The sequence below is a fragment of the Winogradskya humida genome, assembly GCF_016862215.1.
GTDB classification, from domain to species: domain Bacteria; phylum Actinomycetota; class Actinomycetes; order Mycobacteriales; family Micromonosporaceae; genus Actinoplanes; species Actinoplanes humidus.
On record NZ_BOMN01000055.1, the window covers coordinates 1 to 17,261 of the forward strand.

The 17,261-nt window shown below is 69.2% G+C and carries 20 protein-coding genes; 9 read left to right on the plus strand and 11 right to left on the minus strand.

Annotated features, from left to right (window positions below; all coding sequences use genetic code 11):
* Window positions 1-513: 513 nt before the first annotated feature.
* Entirely contained in the window at window positions 514-1,320 is an 807-nt protein-coding gene (locus Ahu01nite_RS21455; protein ID WP_203838369.1) for a hypothetical protein, read from the minus strand.
* Window positions 1,321-1,374: 54 nt separating this feature from the next.
* Here Ahu01nite_RS21455 and Ahu01nite_RS21460 point away from each other — a divergent pair, with 54 nt between their 5' ends.
* The gene (locus tag Ahu01nite_RS21460) at window positions 1,375-2,574 is read left to right on the plus strand and encodes a DNA recombination protein RmuC (protein WP_203838370.1); all 1,200 of its coding nucleotides are present in this window, start codon (window positions 1,375-1,377) and stop codon (window positions 2,572-2,574) included.
* Window positions 2,575-2,603: 29 nt separating this feature from the next.
* Here the strand turns inward: Ahu01nite_RS21460 and Ahu01nite_RS21465 are convergent, their stop codons facing one another.
* Window positions 2,604-3,146 carry a hypothetical protein gene (locus Ahu01nite_RS21465; RefSeq protein WP_203838371.1) on the minus strand — a complete coding sequence of 181 codons (543 nt, stop codon included), beginning with the start codon at window positions 3,144-3,146 and terminating at the stop codon, window positions 2,604-2,606.
* An 80-nt stretch (window positions 3,147-3,226) separates the two neighbouring features.
* The gene (valS, locus tag Ahu01nite_RS21470) at window positions 3,227-5,758 is read right to left on the minus strand and encodes a valine--tRNA ligase (RefSeq protein ID WP_203838372.1); all 2,532 of its coding nucleotides are present in this window, start codon (window positions 5,756-5,758) and stop codon (window positions 3,227-3,229) included.
* Window positions 5,759-5,871: 113 nt separating this feature from the next.
* Here valS and Ahu01nite_RS21475 point away from each other — a divergent pair, with 113 nt between their 5' ends.
* Complete coding sequence (locus Ahu01nite_RS21475; protein WP_203838373.1) at window positions 5,872-6,297, plus strand: DUF3307 domain-containing protein; 426 nt, start codon at window positions 5,872-5,874, stop codon at window positions 6,295-6,297.
* Here Ahu01nite_RS21475 and Ahu01nite_RS21480 read toward each other — a convergent pair.
* Both Ahu01nite_RS21480 and Ahu01nite_RS21485 read right to left on the minus strand, forming a co-directional pair.
* Window positions 6,271-6,774, minus strand: a complete 504-nt coding sequence (locus Ahu01nite_RS21480; RefSeq protein ID WP_203838374.1) for a methylated-DNA--[protein]-cysteine S-methyltransferase — start codon at window positions 6,772-6,774, stop codon at window positions 6,271-6,273. The two genes, Ahu01nite_RS21475 and Ahu01nite_RS21480, sit on opposite strands and share 27 nt — an antisense overlap.
* On the minus strand, window positions 6,774-8,192 hold the full coding sequence (locus Ahu01nite_RS21485; protein ID WP_203838375.1) for a DNA-3-methyladenine glycosylase 2 family protein: 1,419 nt from the start codon (window positions 8,190-8,192) through the stop codon (window positions 6,774-6,776). The genes Ahu01nite_RS21480 and Ahu01nite_RS21485 overlap by 1 nt, the downstream gene beginning before the upstream one ends.
* Before the next feature lie 100 nt (window positions 8,193-8,292).
* Between Ahu01nite_RS21485 and ychF the strand changes: the two genes are divergently transcribed.
* Window positions 8,293-9,378: a redox-regulated ATPase YchF gene (gene ychF, locus Ahu01nite_RS21490; RefSeq protein ID WP_203838376.1), complete on the plus strand. Its 1,086-nt coding sequence runs from the start codon at window positions 8,293-8,295 to the stop codon at window positions 9,376-9,378.
* A gap of 60 nt (window positions 9,379-9,438) precedes the next feature.
* Window positions 9,439-9,678: a hypothetical protein gene (locus Ahu01nite_RS21495; protein ID WP_203838377.1), complete on the plus strand. Its 240-nt coding sequence runs from the start codon at window positions 9,439-9,441 to the stop codon at window positions 9,676-9,678.
* 38 nt (window positions 9,679-9,716) lie between these two features.
* On the opposite strand, the gene Ahu01nite_RS50520 is transcribed toward Ahu01nite_RS21495, so the two are convergent.
* Window positions 9,717-10,670: a Uma2 family endonuclease gene (locus Ahu01nite_RS50520; RefSeq protein WP_239159032.1), complete on the minus strand. Its 954-nt coding sequence runs from the start codon at window positions 10,668-10,670 to the stop codon at window positions 9,717-9,719.
* 54 nt (window positions 10,671-10,724) lie between these two features.
* Between Ahu01nite_RS50520 and Ahu01nite_RS21510 the strand changes: the two genes are divergently transcribed.
* From Ahu01nite_RS21510 to Ahu01nite_RS21520, 3 genes are read left to right on the plus strand one after another with little or no spacing between them, the layout of a single operon-like run.
* Window positions 10,725-11,069, plus strand: coding sequence for a VOC family protein (locus Ahu01nite_RS21510; protein ID WP_203838379.1), 345 nt, complete (start codon window positions 10,725-10,727; stop codon window positions 11,067-11,069).
* Window positions 11,070-11,097: 28 nt separating this feature from the next.
* Window positions 11,098-11,565: a hypothetical protein gene (locus tag Ahu01nite_RS21515; RefSeq protein ID WP_203838380.1), complete on the plus strand. Its 468-nt coding sequence runs from the start codon at window positions 11,098-11,100 to the stop codon at window positions 11,563-11,565.
* 33 nt (window positions 11,566-11,598) lie between these two features.
* Window positions 11,599-12,894 carry an MFS transporter gene (locus Ahu01nite_RS21520; RefSeq protein ID WP_203838381.1) on the plus strand — a complete coding sequence of 432 codons (1,296 nt, stop codon included), beginning with the start codon at window positions 11,599-11,601 and terminating at the stop codon, window positions 12,892-12,894.
* Here the strand turns inward: Ahu01nite_RS21520 and Ahu01nite_RS21525 are convergent.
* The 4 genes from Ahu01nite_RS21525 to Ahu01nite_RS21540 are packed head-to-tail and all read right to left on the minus strand — an operon-like array spanning window position 12,891 to window position 14,925.
* Window positions 12,891-13,487: a hypothetical protein gene (locus Ahu01nite_RS21525; RefSeq protein ID WP_203838382.1), complete on the minus strand. Its 597-nt coding sequence runs from the start codon at window positions 13,485-13,487 to the stop codon at window positions 12,891-12,893. The two genes, Ahu01nite_RS21520 and Ahu01nite_RS21525, sit on opposite strands and share 4 nt — an antisense overlap.
* Window positions 13,488-13,511: 24 nt before the next feature.
* Window positions 13,512-14,093 (minus strand): phosphatase PAP2 family protein, encoded by a 582-nt coding sequence (locus Ahu01nite_RS21530; RefSeq protein WP_203838383.1) that lies wholly within the window; start codon window positions 14,091-14,093, stop codon window positions 13,512-13,514.
* A gap of 7 nt (window positions 14,094-14,100) precedes the next feature.
* Complete coding sequence (locus Ahu01nite_RS21535) at window positions 14,101-14,406, minus strand: ArsR/SmtB family transcription factor (protein WP_203838384.1); 306 nt, start codon at window positions 14,404-14,406, stop codon at window positions 14,101-14,103.
* 39 nt (window positions 14,407-14,445) lie between these two features.
* On the minus strand, window positions 14,446-14,925 hold the full coding sequence (locus Ahu01nite_RS21540; RefSeq protein WP_239159033.1) for a MarR family winged helix-turn-helix transcriptional regulator: 480 nt from the start codon (window positions 14,923-14,925) through the stop codon (window positions 14,446-14,448).
* An 86-nt stretch (window positions 14,926-15,011) separates the two neighbouring features.
* Here Ahu01nite_RS21540 and Ahu01nite_RS21545 point away from each other — a divergent pair, with 86 nt between their 5' ends.
* Entirely contained in the window at window positions 15,012-15,578 is a 567-nt protein-coding gene (locus tag Ahu01nite_RS21545) for an NADPH-dependent FMN reductase (RefSeq protein WP_203838385.1), read from the plus strand.
* 73 nt (window positions 15,579-15,651) lie between these two features.
* On the opposite strand, the gene Ahu01nite_RS21550 is transcribed toward Ahu01nite_RS21545, so the two are convergent.
* Window positions 15,652-16,110 carry a lamin tail domain-containing protein gene (locus Ahu01nite_RS21550; protein ID WP_203838386.1) on the minus strand — a complete coding sequence of 153 codons (459 nt, stop codon included), beginning with the start codon at window positions 16,108-16,110 and terminating at the stop codon, window positions 15,652-15,654.
* Window positions 16,111-16,331: 221 nt separating this feature from the next.
* On the opposite strand from Ahu01nite_RS21550, the gene Ahu01nite_RS21555 reads away from it, so the two are divergent.
* Window positions 16,332-17,261 (plus strand): G5 domain-containing protein (locus Ahu01nite_RS21555; protein WP_203838387.1); only part of this gene is annotated, 930 nt, incomplete at its 3' end.

Below are 17,261 nucleotides of genomic sequence, written 5' to 3' on the forward strand. Positions count from 1 at the left end.
GCGCCTGACCGCGCCCGCGCCTGACCGCGCCCGCGCCTGACCGCGCCCGCGCCCGCCCGCGCCCGCGCCTGACCGCGCCCGCGCCCGCCCGCGCCTGACCGGGCAGCCTGGCGTGGCCCGGTCTGCGTCTGGCCGGGTCTTGGCTTGGTGTGTTCGTCGACCGCGGATGCCCTGAACGCAGAAGCGCCGCCGAGGTTGTTCTCGGCGGCGCTCTTGTCTGTTCGTGCCGGCGTTCCAGTGGCCGTGAGCCTTTGATTCATTTCAGTAGCTGGCGAGAGCAGCAAGATCTGGCATGGGGCACGAAGTTGCGCTGAACCCGGCACTGCCGCAACCTTCTGCGGCGTTACGTGTCAAGCGTGGGCCAATCGCGTCTGGCGAGGAAACAATATGTTTTGCCGTCAGACACGATTGGCCGGACTTGACGAACAACACCGCAGAAAGTTGTCGCATCCCGCTGTCCAGCGCAACATCTAGCCCTGCGGCCGGAGACAGGAAACTATCGACTCAGGGGACCTAGAAGTCTCCGCCGCCGAAGTCGCCCCCGCCGAAGTCCCCGCCGCCCCCGCCCCAGTCGCCGCCGCCACCACCGAAGTCGCCGCCACCGCCGCCGCCGCTGAAGTCGCCGGCCTGGTCGACGCCGCCCTGATCGCCGCCGCCGTTGAAGTCACCCGAGGCGTCCTGGAAGCCGTCCTGGTAGCCGTCGCCATAGCCGACGTCGCCGAAGCCGGGGGAGAGGAGCGCGTCGAAGATCAGCATGCCGCCGAGGACGCCGGCACCGGCGCCGAGGGCGGTCTTCCAGACGGGCGTGGAATACCAGCCGGAGGGCACCGGGCGGCCCTGCACGCGACCGCCGGGGTAGTAGTAGGGCGTTTCGGCGCCGGGCTGCGGGCCGGCCCTGTACTGGTGGCCCTCGACGGTGACCTCGCGCTCGGTGGTGAGCTGGCCGGCGCCGCGGGAGCTGCTCAGCGGGGGCAGCTCGGGGCCGGGGTCGATGCCCATCGCGGTGCGGGCGGCGCGGACGTAGGCGAGACCCTCGAGTGCGGACTCGCGGGCGAGCTCGAACTGCTTGACGGTCTTGGCCTGCTGGAGCTGGCCGCCGGCGGCGTTGTAGCGCTCACCGGCGTCGGACAGTGCCTGCCGGGCCGCCGGGTCGTCGCCGTGCAGGTTGAGGACCTGGCCGCCGAGCCGTTCGTACCAGCGCTGGGCCTCGGCGCGGGCGTCGTCGAGCTGCCGCTGCTCGCGGGCGGCGCTGCCCCGGCGCCAGACCACGACGAGACCGACCACGATCAGGATGAATACCAGCAGCAGAAACGCCTTCATGTATCGAACGGTACCCGTGCCGGGAAAGTCGTACCCCTCTGGCAAGCTCGCACCGTGACGTTCTCGACGCTCGCTGTGGTGATCCTGTGCTTGGCGGTGGGTGCGGCGCTGGGGTGGCTGGCCGCCCGGCTGCGCGCCGCTGCCGACATCGCCCGGCTGGAGGCGACGGTCCAGGCCGGTCGCGACGGTGAGCAGCGGCTGGAGCAGTCCATGCGGGCGCTCTCCTATGAGTCCACCGCGCAGTCCCAGGAGGCGGTCGCGCGGGCGATCGCGCCGCTCCACGAGGTGTTGCGCCACTATGAGCAGCGGGTCGCCGAGCTGGAACGGGACCGCGTCGACGCCTATTCGGAGCTGCGCGAGCAGGTGCGTGCGATGGGTCTGGTCTCGGGCGAACTGCGTACTGAGACAAAGCAGTTGGTCGCTGCTCTGCGCGCGCCTCAGGTGCGTGGCCGATGGGGTGAGCATCAGCTGCGCCGCATCGTCGAGGCGGCGGGTCTGCTCGAACACTGTGACTTTGCTGAGCAGGTGACTTCGAGCACCGACAAGCAGGGGGTACGCCCCGACATGCTCGTCCGGCTGCACGGCGGCCGTTCCGTGGTGGTGGACGCGAAGGCGCCGTTCGACTCGTACCTGTCCGCGATGGAGGCCCGTGACGAGCGCACCCGCGACGGTCACCTCGACCAGCATGCCCGGGTCCTGCGCGGGCACGTCGACGCGTTGTCCGCGAAGGCGTACTGGACCGCGTTCGACCAGACTCCCGACTTCGTGGTGCTGTTCGTGCCGGCCGACCCGTTCCTCGACGCCGCCCTGCAACGCGACCCGACGCTGATGGAGCACGCCTTCACCCGCAACGTCGTGCTGGCCACCCCGGCGACGCTGATCGCGCTGCTGCGTACGGTGGCGTATTCCTGGCGGCAGGAGGCGCTGGCCCGCAACGCCGTCGCGGTTCACAGCCTGGCCCGCGAGCTGTACGGGCGGCTGGCCACGCTCGGCGACCACGTGGGCAAGCTCGGCTCGTCGCTGAGCGGGGCGGTCACGGCGTACAACAAGGCTGTGGGTTCGCTCGAGTCCCGCGTGCTGGTCAGCGCCCGCAAGCTCGCCGAGATGGGCGTCTCGGACGACGAGCTGCCGATCCCCGCCCAGGTCGAGGTCGCGCCCCGCCAGCCCCAGGCCCCCGAGCTGTTCGAGGACGACCGCCCGCCGCGCCCGAGACCCCACGCCCCGAAGCTGTTCGAGGACGACTCCGCCCGGTAAGCCACAAGAGGATCGGCACGCCGAGAAACTCAGTCGGGGAGGTGCCGGGCGAGCTCTTTGCGCAGCGCGCGCGGGCCGGGCCACACCTGGGTCAGGTCGGCGGTGAACGCGGGCGAGCCGTCGGGTTCGTCGTGCAGCACCGGCCAGCCCTCATCCGCGCCGGCGACTGGGTGCACCCGGTCCAGGTCGACCGGGGTGACGTCGAGCAGGGTGCGCAGGCCGTCGCGGCGCCACGTGACGTGATCGATGTCGGGCCAGGCCAGCAGCACGGGGTCGCTGCCCTCGGCGGCCAGCTCCAGCCCGCCCGACGAGGCCCGGATCCAGGTCCGCTGCGCCGAGCGTGCGGTCAGCGCATAACCCCCGGCGGCCAGGAACGCGATGACCGCGGCCTGCGCCAGCGTCGACCACCACGGGTCCATCGACGCCCCGAGCAGCAGCGCCACAACCGGTGACACCGCCACGTAAGCGATCAGCAACACCGTGAACAACACGCCGAACGTCCGCCACGGCGACGCACGGAACAGCACCGTGTCGGCGGCGGGCGCCTCGACCTCCTCCGGCGGGATCGACATGCCCCCTATGCTGCCGTGTCCGCGCCCCGCGCAGGCCCCGGTTGGCCAAGTCGGACACCGGGACCTGCCGTGCGGTCGGGTCAGAACGCGCAGGCGATGACGAGTTCGGGCGTACGGTCCGGGAGCATGTCGAGTTTGCCGATGCGGCCGGCCGCGCGCAGGTCGGGCTCGACCAGGGCGAGTCGTTCGAGCAGTGCGGCCGGGCCGAGGGCCTCGGCGAGCGGGACCTCCGCCTTCATCGACAGTTTGCGGTCCGACTTGGCGCGGCGGACCTGGCGCAGGGCGTCGCCGGCCAGGTCGAGCAGGGCCGCGTCGCCCTCCGGGGCCACCCGGGTCAGCTCGTACGTGGTCGGCCAGGTCGCGCGGTGCACCGAGCCGTAGCGCCACCACGACCAGATCTCCTCGGTGGCGTACGGCAGGAACGGCGCGAACAACCGCAGCAGCACCGAGAGCCCGGCCGCGAGCGCCGCGCGGGCGGAGTCACCCTCGGGGCCCGAAGCGTAGGCGCGGTCCTTGACCAGCTCGATGTAGTCGTCGCAGAACGTCCAGAAGAACGCCTCCGTCGTCGTGAGCGCGGTCGTGTGGTCGTACGCGTCGAACGCCTCGGTGGCCGCGGTGACGACCGTGGCGAGCCTGGCGAGCATCGCCTTGTCGAGCGCGACCGTGACCGGCTGCCGCAGCGCCTCCGCGGCACCCAGGCCGAGCGCGAACTTCGACGCGTTGAGCAGCTTCGTCGCGAGCCGCCGCCCGACCTTGATCTGCGCGGGGTCGAAGGCCAGGTCGGCGCCGGGGCGCCCGTTCGCCGCCCAGTAGCGCACCGCGTCGGAGCCGCTCTGCTCGAGCAGGTCGAGCGGGGTCACGACGTTGCCCTTGGACTTGGACATCTTCTTGCGGTCCGGGTCGAGGATCCAGCCCGACTGGACCGTGGTCGACCAGGGAAGCGTGCCGTGTTCGAGGTGAGCGCGGACCACCGAGTAGAACAGCCAGGTGCGGATGATCTCCTGGCCCTGGGGGCGCAGGTCCATCGGGAAGACCCGCTTGAACAGGTCCTCGTCGGTGCCCCAGCCGCCGACGATCTGCGGGGTGAGCGACGACGTTGCCCAGGTGTCCATGACGTCCGGGTCGGCGGCGAAACCGCCGGGGACGTCGCGCTGGGACTCGTCGAAGCCCGGAGGGCACTGCGAGGACGGGTCGACCGGCAGCGAAGAAACGTCCGGTATGAGAAGCTTGTCGTAGTCCGGCTCGCCAGCGTCGTCGAGCCGGTACCACACCGGGACGGGCACGCCGAAGAACCGCTGGCGGCTGATCAGCCAGTCGCCGGTGAGCCCGCCGACCCAGTGGTCGTAGCGGTGCCGCATGTGCTCCGGGATCCAGCGCAGGTCGCGGCCGCGCTGCAGCAGCTCCTCGCGCAGGCCCTGGTCGCGGCCGCCGTTGCGGATGAACCACTGCCGGCTGGTGACGATCTCCAGCGGGGAGTCACCGCGCTCGTAGAACTTGACCGGGTGCTGGATCGGGCGCGGCTCGCCGAGCAGGTCGCCGGTCTCGGTGAGGATCCGGACGATCTCGCGCCGGGCGGCGTTGACGGTCAGCCCGGCGAAGTCGCGGTAGGACGCCTCGGACACGCCGGCCGGGCGGTCGGGGAGGAAACGCCCGTCGCGGCCGAGCACCACGCGCGTCTCGAGCTGCAGGTCACGCCACCAGATGACGTCGGTCAGGTCGCCGAACGTGCAGACCATCGCGATGCCGGTGCCCTTGTCGGGATCGGCGAGCTGGTGCGCGTACACGGGGACTTCGACGTCGAAGAAGGGCGTGCGGACGGTCGTGCCCACCAGCGGGTGTCCCGGCGCCGTGACCAGCGCCACGCACGCGGGAAGCAGCTCGGGCCGGGTCGTGTCGATCTCGACCGGCCCGTCCGGGCCATGGAAACGCAGCCGATGGTACGCACCCGGCCGCTCCCGGTCCTCGATCTCGGCCTGCGCCACCGCCGTGCGGAAACCCACATCCCAGAGCGTCGGAGCCTCAGAGGTGTACGCCTCCCCGCGCGCGAGGTTGTCCAGAAACGCGCGCTGCGAGACGGCCTGGGACTTCGCCCCGATCGTCGTGTAGGTCATCGCCCAGTCGACGGACAGCCCGAGACGCCGCCACAGCGCCTCGAACACCTTCTCGTCCTCGACGGTCAGGACGTTGCACAGCTCGACGAAGTTGCGGCGGGACACGGCCACGGCCGGCTTGGGCGGCGTCGCGGGTGCCTGCCACTGCGGGTCGTACGGCAGCGACGGGTCGCAGTAGACGCCGTAGACGTTCTGCACCCGGCGCTCGGTGGGCAGGCCGTTGTCGTCCCAGCCCATCGGGTAGAAGACGGTCTTGCCACGCATCCGCTGGAAGCGCGCGATCGTGTCGGTGTGCGTGTAGGAGAAGACGTGCCCCATGTGCAGCTCGCCGGATACGGTGGGCGGAGGGGTGTCGATGGCGTATACGTCGGCGCGCTCCTTGGAGCGGTCGAACGCATACGTGCCCTCCTCCTGCCAGCGGCTCGCCCACTTCTCCTCGAGGCCGTCCAGGGACGGTCGCTCGGGGAGACCGGCGCGCGCGGTCCTGCCCGTATCAGTCATGTGGCCGAGAGTAGAGCGGTCATTGCCGGTCTGCCAGCAGGATTGTGCCGGCGCCGCGATACTCTCCATCTCCGCCCGCAGCCGGGGCGGGCAGCGAATGGGTGGGGGCCTTCATGCCGGATGCGGTTCTCGTCTTTGTGGTTTCCGTGACCACGCTGATGGCGGCGCATCAAATCGGCGACCATGTGCTGCAATCGGACAAGCAGGCCGCGCACAAGGCCGATCCGGGGTTGCACGGCTGGGTCTTCATGGCGCAGCACGTCGGCATCTATCACGTGGTCGCGGTCGGCATGCTGCTCGTGGCGTTCGTCGGGCTCGGCATCGACATTCCCCTTCGCGGAATGGTCGCCGGAATCGGGTTCTCGGCGATCAGCCACGCGTTCCTGGACCGCCGCTGGCCGGTCCGCTTCCTGCTCACCCGGCTGGGCTCGCCGACGTTCGCTGTCATGCAGACCCCGGTCAACGGCATGTACGTCGCCGACCAGGCCCTGCACTACGGCTGCCTCTGGATCTCAGCGCTGCTGATCGCGCGCCTCTAGAGCCAGCAGCGCCGCCTTCACGTCGACGCCCCAGCGATATCCGCGCAACGTGCCGTCCGTTCCGAGGACCCGATGGCACGGCACGAACAACGCCACCGCATTGCGGGCACAAGCGGCTGCCGCGGCCCGGATCGCCGCCGGTCGCCCCGCCAATTCGGCGTACCCGCGATAGGTGAGTGGCTCGCCCGGCTTGATGTCGCGCATCACCTGCCAGGCATGCGCCATGAACGGCCCGGAAGTGTGCTGCTCGACCGTTACCGCGTCGATCGCGGTGAGATCACCGGCGAAATACGCACGGACCGCCTCCCCGACCGCTCCGGGATCGACTCCCGGCCGCGTTTCCTCCCGCAATTTTTCATGTACGAGCGGCAGCAGCTTGTCGACATCCGCGGTGAACCCGGACGCCCGCACCGCACCGGCGTCACTGACGACATAGGTGAACGGACCGGCGGGGGTATCGAGGGTCGTGGAAAGCATCAGGCGGACCTCCAGAGTCGCATCAGAGCGTAGGAGCGCCACGGCCGCCAGCGTTCGGCGTGCGCCCGTAGCGCGGTGGGGGTGTGCGGCAGTCCGAGCGCCTTCGCGCCACGGCGGGCCGCCAGGTCGGTCTCGAGCAGCACATCGGGGTCGCCCATCGCGCGCATCGCGATGTAGCCGGCCGTCCACGGCCCGATCCCGGGCAGCTCCAGCAGGCGGGCGACGGCTTCCTCCCGGTCGGTGCCCGGGTCCAGCGTCAGCTTGCCGACGGCGACGGCTTCCGCCAGCGCGCGTACGCTCTCCCGCCGCGCGACCGGCATCCGGAACGCCTCGTCGGGCAGCTCCGCGATCGCCTCCGCGGTGGGGAACGGGCGCAGCTCCCCGTCCTTGACCGGCGGGAGCAGCCTGGTCAGCGTCGTACGCGCGCCGGACACCGACACCTGCTGGCCCACGATCGCGCGCACGGCGAGTTCGAGGCCGTCGGCCGCACGCGGTACGCGTACCCCCGGATCGGTGTTGATCTGCGCGGAGAGCGCGGGATCGGCAGCCAGCGTGCCGTCGACGGCGACCGGATCCGCGTCGAGGTCGAACAGCCGCCGGCACCGGGCCACGGCAGGTGCGAGATCCCGCAGGTCAGCGAGGCGCAATGTCGCGGAGACAAACCGATCACCCGGGCTCAGCGTGACGGTCGCGCTCCCGTGCGGCAGATTCAATGCTCTTCGGTACGCCGAGACGTCGCACTCCTCCACCCCCGGCAGCGCCCGTGCGGCGAAGTACTCGAGCAGCGCCTTCGAGTTCAGCGGAGCCCTGTACGCGAGCCGCAACGTGATCGTCCCCGCTTCCGCTTTACCGGCCGCGGGCCGGTGCTCGCGCAACTGGCTGGGCGAGCGCGCGTACACCTCCTGAATCGTGTCGTTGAACTGCCGCACGCTGCCGAAACCCGCCGCGAAAGCGATCTCGGCGAGCCCGACGTCGGTCGTCTCGATCAGCACCCGCGCGGTCTGCGCCCGCTGCGCCCGGGCCAGCGCGAGCGGCCCGGCCCCGAGCTCAGCCGTGAGAATCCGGTTCAGATGCCGGTCGGTGTACCCGAGCCGCCCGGCCAGCCCCGGCACGCCCTCCCGATCGACGACACCGTCCCCGATGAGCCGCATGGCCCGCCCGACGACATCGGCCCGCACATCCCACTCGGGCGACCCCGGCGCGGCATCCGGCCGGCACCGCCGGCAGGCCCGGAACCCGGCCCGCTGAGCTGCCGCGGAGCTGGGGAAGAACTCGACGTTCTCCGCTTTCGGCGTGACGGCGGGACACGACGGCCGGCAGTAGATCCCGGTCGTCCGCACAGCCGTGTAGAACCACCCGTCGAACCGCGGGTCGCGGCTGTCGACGGCCCGGTAACACCGCTCGAAGTCCAGCTCCATGTGCTCAAGTCTGCCGCTTGCTGTCCTTGGAAGCTGGCGGGAATCGGACATGGAGGTACGTCAGCCGCGCCTTTTCGCGTCGCCCGTAGACTGACTTGTCGTGAGCCTCACCATCGGGATCGTCGGCCTGCCCAACGTCGGCAAGAGCACCCTGTTCAACGCCCTGACCAAGAACGACGTCCTCGCCGCGAACTACCCGTTCGCGACGATCGAGCCGAACGTCGGTGTCGTGGGCCTGCCCGACGAGCGGCTCACCGCGCTCGCGGAGATGTTCGGCAGCGAGAAGATCCTCCCCGCGCCGGTCTCGTTCGTCGACATCGCCGGCCTGGTCCGCGGCGCGTCGAAGGGCCAGGGCCGCGGCAACGCGTTCCTCGCCAACATCCGCGACGCGTCCGCGATCTGCCAGGTCGTCCGCGCGTTCTCCGACCCCAACGTCCTGCACGTCGACGGCAAGGTCGCCCCCGGTGACGACATCGAGACCATCAACACCGAGCTGATCCTCGCCGACCTGCAGACGGTCGAGAAGGCGCTGCCCCGCCTCCAGAAGGAAGCGAAGCTCAAGAAGGACAAGCTCCCGGCCGTGGCCGCCGCCGAGGCAGCATTCAAGCTGCTGGACGAGGGCACCACGCTCTACGCGGGCGCCGCCGCAGCCGGCATCGACCTCGAACTCCTCGCCGAGCTCCACCTGCTCACGATCAAGCCGTTCATCTACGTCTTCAACGTCGACGAAGCCGAGCTCGGCAACGAAGCGTTCCTCAACGAGATGCGCGCCCTCGTCGCCCCCGCCGAAGCCATCTTCATGGACGCCAAAATCGAGTCGGAGCTCATCGACCTCCCCGACGACGAGGCGATGGAGCTCCTCGAATCCACCGGCCAGACCGAACCGGGCCTCAACCAGCTCATCCGGGTCGGCTTCAAAACCCTCGGCCTCCAGACCTACCTCACCGCCGGCCCCAAAGAATCCCGAGCCTGGACCGTCCCCGTCGGCGCCACCGCCCCCGAAGCCGCCGGCGTCATCCACTCCGACTTCCAGCGAGGCTTCATCAAGGCCGAAATCGTCAGCTTCGACGACCTCACGGCAGCCGGCTCCATGTCCGCCGCCAAAGCCGCCGGCAAGGTCCGCATCGAAGGCAAGGACTACATCATGAAAGACGGCGACGTCGTCGAATTCCGCTTCAACGTCTGACCGCCACCCGGTCAGATCGGGTGCCCCTCCAAGGCGGGAATACCGTGGTATGGTCGCGTTATGGCCATGACGAAGAAGGTCACGATCACGCTACCGGTCGAGCTGCTGGAAAGCATGAAGACGCACACCGACAACATCTCCGGTTACCTTGCTGCCTTGGCGGAGCGCGCCGAGCGGCGCAGGCTCCTCAGGGAGGAGCTGGACCGCTACCAAGATGAGTTCGGCGCATTTACCGATCAGGAGATGGCCGAAGCCCAAGCCCTTCTCTATGGAACCGAGGAGTTAGGTCACGCGGCGTGAGCATCGAGTCGTTGGTGCTCGACTCGCAGGGCCTCTCTTCATGGATCGGCCAGGATCGCAGGGTTATGCGGCTTCTCGAGCAGGCCGAGCGTGACGGAGCCGATCTCGCCATATCGGCCGCCACGATTATCGAAGTTACGCATGATGGCGTGAATGTCCCACGGCTGACCTGGCTCTTGTCCCGGATCCAGGTAGAGCCAGTGACGAAGGAAAGTGCCCGCCGCAGCGCCGGTCTCCTGATGGCCGCGGGATTGCACGGGCACAAGTACGCCATCGACTCCATGGTTGCGGAACTGGCATTGCGGCTGCCAGGCCCGGTGGTGGTCTTGACATCCGACGTTGACGACATGACCAAGCTGTGCGGACAACGGGCTCGGATCATCGCGCTGTAACCGGGACCAGGGTTGCTCGGTCTGGTTCAGCTCGAACAGTGAGGAACCAGGCCGTCCAAGTTGATCCTGATCAGGAATGGGCTTGGAACTGCGTAGCTCGTGGCGGTGGATTTCGGTTGGGGCGTATGACCGGGTCGGACCGTCGAGTTCGTAGGCGTGTACGACCGGCAGGCCGTCCTCTTCCTCGACCCGCCAGTAGTGCGCGATGCCGGCACCTGCGTACTTGACGAGCTTAACCGTCCGATCGCGGTGCGCGGACTCCGGCGAAACCACCTCTACGACCAGGAGAACCTGGTCAGGCGTCAAGAGAGTGCGGTCCGGGTCGTAGGGCGCTGTTGTGGCGAGAACGTCTGGCTCGAGGCGATTTCGTTTGTCGAGCCGGATGGTTATCTCTCGGGCGGCCTCGATGCCGGGCGGGGATTGTTTTGTCAGGGCGCGTTCCAGCGCGGTGACGATGCGGGCATGCCACAGGCGCTGGGGTGATGTTCTGAAGACGAGTGTGCCGTCGATCAGCTCGATGTGACTCGGGGCGTCGGGGAGGTGGTCGAGGTCGTCGGCGTGCCAGCCCTCGGGACGAGGTGGGCGCATGCGCTCGGTCACTTTTGGACCGTAGCAGTCGGTGACGCGGGGCTGGGTGGGCGCGATACTCGCGGCATGACTGCGTACGTGAAGAGTGTGACCTTTGATTGTGTTGATGCCTTGGTTGTGGCTCGGTTCTGGGCTGCGGCGCTTGGTGGGGAAGTGGATGAGGGCGCCACCGAGGCTAAGGCGTTTGTGGAGGCTCCGGGGTGGGGCGGCCCGAACGTGTGGTTTCAGCGGGTACCGGAGTCCAAGGTCGCCAAGAATCGCATGCACTTCGATCTGCGGGCGCCGCGGACGGTTGAGGAAGAGGTCGCCCGGCTGGTGGCGCTGGGGGCGACTGTGTTCGCCGTGCACGACGAAAGCGGGATCACGGTGATGCTGGATCCTGAGGGTAATGAGTTTTGCGTGGAGCTGTAGGTCGACGCGTGGGCCTATGTTGCCGGGGATGGAGGCTGAGGCGATGCGGCGTTATGTGCGGGATGTCGGGGCGGCTGCTTTGCAGGGTGTGCTGACCGGGGTGTGGGTTGCTGCTGGGGAGTTGGCGCCCGGGAGGCGGCGGGCTGTTCGGGTTGCTTCGGTGGTGGGGCTTTCGGGGGTTGCTTCGATTCGGGATTGGGCGTTTCCCGAGGCGGAGGAAGCGGCGGAGGAAGGGGTCGCCGAGGTTGAGGGTGAGCTCAGCGGGCTGGAGCCGGACGAGGAAGCGTCGGTCGACGTGAAGCGGCTGGTGGTGGGTGGCTTGCTGATTGCTGCTTCGGTGGGGGTCATTGTGGGGCGTAAGCGGTTGGAGCGGCGGTGGTTGGGACAGCTTGAGCGGGGCGGGCACGTGCATCCTTACCGGGCTCTGGGCGTACGTATGGGGGCTGTTTCTTTTGCCGGGACGTTGGCCGGGAAGGCTGCGCGACGGCGGTTTTGACCTCAAGCCGGGTTTAAGTTTTAGGGTTCGGCGGTGATCCTTCGTCCCCCGTTCCTGCTCACCACCGTCGGCTCGTGGTGTCTTGTCTTCCTGGCCGCGTTCGAGGCCATGGCCGTCACCACCGTGATGCCGCAGATCACCGCCGATCTGAACGGCCGCGACCTGTACGCGGTTGCGTTCTCGGCGGCGCTCGCAGCCGGTGTGGTCGGCATGGTCGGGTTCGGCTCCTGGGCGGACCGGCGCGGCCCCACGGTCCCGCTGCTCGTCTCGATCGTCGTCTTCGCCGCGGGCCTGATCGTGGCCGGCACCGCGTCGTCGATGCCGGTCTTCGTGGCGGGCCGGTTCCTACAGGGCCTCGGCGCGGGCGGGGACACCGTCGCGCTGTACGTGCTGGTCGCGGCCGTCTACCCGACCGAGCTGCACATCAAGATCTTTGGCGCGTTCGCCGGCGCGTGGGTCATCCCGTCGATGGTCGGCCCGTTCGTCGCCGGCCTGGTCGCCACGGCGCTGAGCTGGCACTGGGTCTTCCTCGGGGTGGTGCTGCTCGTCGCGATCGCCACGATCATGGTGCTGCCGTCCGTGCGGGGCAGGGACAAACCACCCGCGGACCGTACGCCGATGGCCGCCGCGGACTGGCGACGGCTGGCCCGTGCCGTGGTGGTGGCGGTGAGCGTGGTCGCGGTCAGCTCGTACCCCATCGTGCTGGTGGTTGCGGGGTTTGCGCTGGTGGGGCTGTTGCCGAAGGGCACCTACCGGGCCAAACCGGGGCTGCCGGCGAGCGTCCTGCTGGTTGGAGTCGCAGCCGGGATCTACTACGGCACGGACGTCTACCTGCCGTTACTGCTCCAGGAGAGGTACGGGCTGCCGACCTGGCTCTCCGGCATCACGCTGACAACCGGCGCGCTGGCATGGGCGGGAGCGTCCGCGATCCAGGCCCGGCTGGCTGATCGGGTCGACCCGGGAGCCAGCGTCCGCCTCGGCGCGGTCCTGCTGGCGAGCGGCGCGGCGGTGGAACTGGTCACGGTCATCCTGCATCTGTCGCCGTTTGTTGCCGCTGCCGGATGGCTTGTTGCAGGAGCGGGGATGGGCACGCTGTTCCCGCGGATCAGCACGCTCGTGCTCGCCTATTCGAAACCGGGCGAGGAAGGCTTCAACACCGGCGCCAAGAGCATCACCGACGCGGTCGGCGGCAGCGCCTCACTCGCGGTCGCCGGCCTGCTGTTCTCAGCCGCCCCGTTCGTCGGCCCTTTCGCCTTCACCACCCTGCTCGGCCTCGCGGCAATCCTGATCAGTCGCCGGGTCATGGCCCCCGTGCCGGTCGCGGTTTAGCCGAGGTTGGCGACGGCCTGGTCGGTGATGGACTGAAGGGTGGGGCGGAGGGCTTCGGCCTGCTCGGGGGTTACGTCGCGGATTTTGTCGAGGCTGGAGTACTGGATCCAGATCTGGGCGTTGTCGACGATCGTGATCAGGTCGAGGTGGGACGAGTTGCGGATGCCGAAGTGCTGGCTTTCCTCGTTCTGGGGCCCGATCTCCTGGAGGTCCGGCAGGGGGTTGTCCCGCATGGCGGTCACGGCTTCCGCGTGGGAGCCGTGCGTGATTCCGCCGGTCGAGAGGCCGACGGTCACCTGCAGGCCGTTGTTGGTGTCGCCGCCCTGGTGGTAGTAGCAGCTGCGGTGCTTGGTGTTGTCGAATGCGCCGCGGGCGTTGTCGTCGGGTAGTGGTGTCGTGGTCATTGACAGCGCGGTGGCGGTTGCCGCGTCCAGGGTCGGGCAGGTCTTGGGGACCGTTGTCCAGCGGGCATCCTGGTGGATGGCGTGCAGTGTGAGCAGCGTCGCCGTGGCGAGGACGATCACGACCAGCGGTGCTGCGAGCGTGGCGATCAGCACTCCGGTGCTGCGGCGGGGGACCGGGTGGCTGGGCATCCGGACATTGAAGCAGAGGTGGGGTTATCGCAGCGCGGGGAAGACCGAGCCTGCGATGGCCGCGCCGACCAGGGCTCCCGCGACCACCTGGGCTGTGGTGTGGGCCGAGAGGTGGATGCGGGACCAGCAGGCGAGCGCGACCAGCGGCAGCGTGAGCAGGGCGATCGGGCCGTAGAGGGCGATCAGTGTGGCCGCGGTGCCGGCGGCGACGCCCGCGTGGATCGACATCTTCCACCAGTGGGTGACCGCGGTGTAGACGAGCAGGCCGGCGCCGCCCGCTCCCAGCAGGGCCAGGACGTCGCGGGGTGCACCGAGCAGGAAGAGCACCGCCAGGCCGAGGGTGACCGAGGCGATGCCGAAGAGCAGGGGTGCGCGGCGGTGTTCGCGTTCGGGGATGTGGTGGTTGGTCAGGTGACCTTTTCGGACGCCGCGGAGGATGTACGCCATCGGGATGCCGACCGCGATCGCTGCTCCCGGCAGGCCCCACCAGCGGGACACGCCGGGGGTGTCGCCGGCGTGCCAGCCGACCACCAGGAGCAGGAGGGCCACCAGGACCGCCGGGGCCAGGACTTCGGTGGCGATCCGGGCTACTCGGTCGGCAGTCACTCGATGATCATGGCAGCTCGGCTGGGGGCCGGTCGGTCCAGGCCTGCTCGTAGCCGCTGAGCCAGTCGTGGATCGGTTTCAGGGGCTCGGCGTTCAGCCGGTAGAGCCGTTGCCGGCCCTCGTCGCGGACGTGCACGAGGTCGACCTCGCGCAGCACCCGCAGATGCTTGGAGACCTGAGGCTGAGCCAGGCCGAGTCGTTCCACGAGGTCGTTGACCGGGCGCTCGCCGCCCGCCAGGAGGTCGAGGATCTGCCGCCGCCGGGGCTCGGCCACCGCGTTGAACGCGTCTGTTGTCGTCGCTGCTCGTGCCATGGGAGGCATCGTATGTCTATAACGGAATGCGAGGGGAGTTCATCCGGCCATCGATTCCATGGCCTTGGCGAGCGCGACGAGGTCGACGTCGCCGAGGTGGTCGAAGATGCGGCGCCGCACGCTGGACAGATGGGCCGGCCAGGCTTCCTGGAGCCGGGCGAGGCCCGCGTCGGTGAGGACCGCGTTGGAGCCGCGGCCGTCTGTCACACAGGGGCTACGCCGGACGTAGCCGAGCGTCTCCAGTTTGCCGGCGAGCCGGGTCATGCCGCTCAGGGACATGTCACACGCGGCAGCGAGCTCGCTCATCCGCATGATGCCGCCCTCGGACTCCGAGAGGTGGCGCAACACGGAGTATTCGCTCAGCGACATGCGCTGGTCCCGCTCGAGATCGGTGTCGAGCATCCGGGGCATGACCAGCATCAGCCGCCCGAACGCCCGCATGACCGCCATCTCGTCGTCGCTCAACGGAGGGAGCGGATCGGGGTCGAGGGCCGGATCGGTAAGGGGTGCCGCGGACATGACAAAGATCCTACGACCTTGACACCTCTGCCGCGAGAGGTATTTCCTTGACGAAGCAAATTACTTTCTGTCGCGACGGAGTTCTCATGACGAAGATCGGCATCATCATCGGCAGCACCCGCCCGGGCCGTAACGGCGAGGCCGTGGCCAAGTGGGTGCTGGAGCTCGCCTCCCAGCGCACCGATGCCGAGTTCGAGCTGGTCGACCTGCTCGACTACAAGCTCCCGCACCTCGACGAGGCCATCCCCGCCTCAATGGCGCAGTACCAGCAGCCGCACACCCTCGCGTGGGCCGAGAAGATCGCGTCGTTCGACGGCTACATCATCGTGACCCCGGAGTACAACCACTCCACCTCGGGCGCGCTGAAGAACGCGATCGACTTCCTGTTCGCCGAGTGGAACAACAAGGCCGTCGGCTTCGTCGGTTACGGCTCGGTCGGTGGCGCGCGCGCCGTCGAGAGCCTGCGCCTCATCGTCGGCGAGCTCATGATGGCCGACGTCCGCGCCGCGGTGACCCTGTCGCTCGCGACCGACTTCGTGAACTACAGCCAGTTCACCCCGGGTGCGCACCAGGCCGGCGCCCTGGCCACCGTCCTCGACCAGACCGTCGCGTGGAGCAAGGCCCTCGAGCCGGTCCGCAACCCCGTCGCCTGACGTCGAGCATAAAAACGGCGGCCGCCGGGGGCAGGCAGAGTGCCCCCGGCGGCCGCTTTTTATCAGTACGCGCTCAGCAGCCGATCCAGACCCGATTCTTCTTGTACGCGTACGAGCACGTGTCGAGCTGCTTTCCTGATTTGTTCTTGAGCGTCGCCTTGTCCCCGTCGTTGTTCCACACGTAGTTCCCGCTGCCCCAGTAGCGGTTCTTCACGGTGTTCGTACCGCTCCCGGTGTGCAGCCAGATCCGGCCACCCTTCCCCGCGATGGTGACGTTCCCGAACTTGTAGACGTGGTTCGACGCGTCCCGGATCGTGTAGCCGTTCAGGTTCACAGCCTTCTTCCCGCTGTTGACCAGTGAGATCCATTCGGCGTTGCGGCTCGCGTTGCTGCGGGTGTCCTTGCCCGGCGAGTCGTACTGGATGCCGTGGAAACGCAGCGACGGTGTGGCGGCCGAAGCAGGGCCGCCGACCGCGACGGATCCGGCGAGGGCGATCACTGCCGCAGCGAGGATGCTGACCGTTCTGCGCACCGTGCCTCCAGGGTGTTGTCGATGTGTTGACCGCATTCTGGCCCGGTCAGGGCGTCCGGCGAAGCGGAGCCGCACGGCGGGTCGGGTGGATCTCGGCCACCGGTGAGTCCGGTTATGGTCATCCGTTCGGGTGCCGCGATGTTGGTGCCGGAGGCGTTCCCCCGCACAATGCTGTGGTGCTAAACCAGACATCTAGTGACTCCTGGCAGCATCTGCTCTTAATGCCGCAGAAGTCGCTCTGGGCTCGGCTGCCGTTCGGGGTCCGGATGGCCACGGCGGCCCTCGCCGTCGTCGCGCTGTTGTCGGGCACAGCCGGCGGAGTCGTCGTGCTGACCAGCGCCGACCCGGCCCAGGAGGCCGCGGCTCAGCGCGCCGCGCAGGAATCGACCGCTCGAGCCGCCCGCGCGCTGTCGGAGCAGGCAGCCGGAACAACAGCCCAGCCCATGCCAACAGGCCAGCCCACGCCGCCCGCAGGCCCCGGACCGATCGCCGCCGCCGGAATACTCGCGCAACAGGCCGGAGGGGTCGAAGGACAAGCCGGAGGAGCCGAGGGACAAGCCGGAGGGGCCGAAGGACAAGCTGCGGGGGCCGAGAGGCAAGCCGCGGGAGCTGAGGGGCAAGCCGTAGGAGCTGAGGAGTTCGCGCGACAGGCCGGAGGGGCCGAGGATCCCGCCCAACAGGCTGGAGGGGCCGAGGAGCCCGGAGAGGCTGAGGTGCGCGAACAGCAAGGCGCGGCGGCCGAGGGCCAGGAAGCCCAGCCGGCGGCCGGGCAGCGAGTAACAACGGCGGCGGCCAGGCCGGAAACGGTGGTACGCAGGGAGCGCGTCACCCAGCCCATCCCGTTCGACACCACGACCGTCGGCGACCCGAGCCGTTCCCGTGGCAGCAAGCGCGTCCAGGCCGAGGGCACCCCCGGCGAACGGGTGCTGAACTACCTCGTCACCCTGATCGGCAACCGCGAGACGAACCGCCGGCTGATCGGCTCCACCGTGACGCGCCCGCCCCGGCACCGCGTGATCGCCGTGGGCAACCGCCCCGCCAGCCCGAACGCCGCCAGCCCGAACGCCGCCAGCCCGAACGCCGCCAGCCCGAACGCCGCCAGCCCGAACGCCGCCAGCCCCAACGCCCGCCCCGACTTCGCCCGCCCCGGC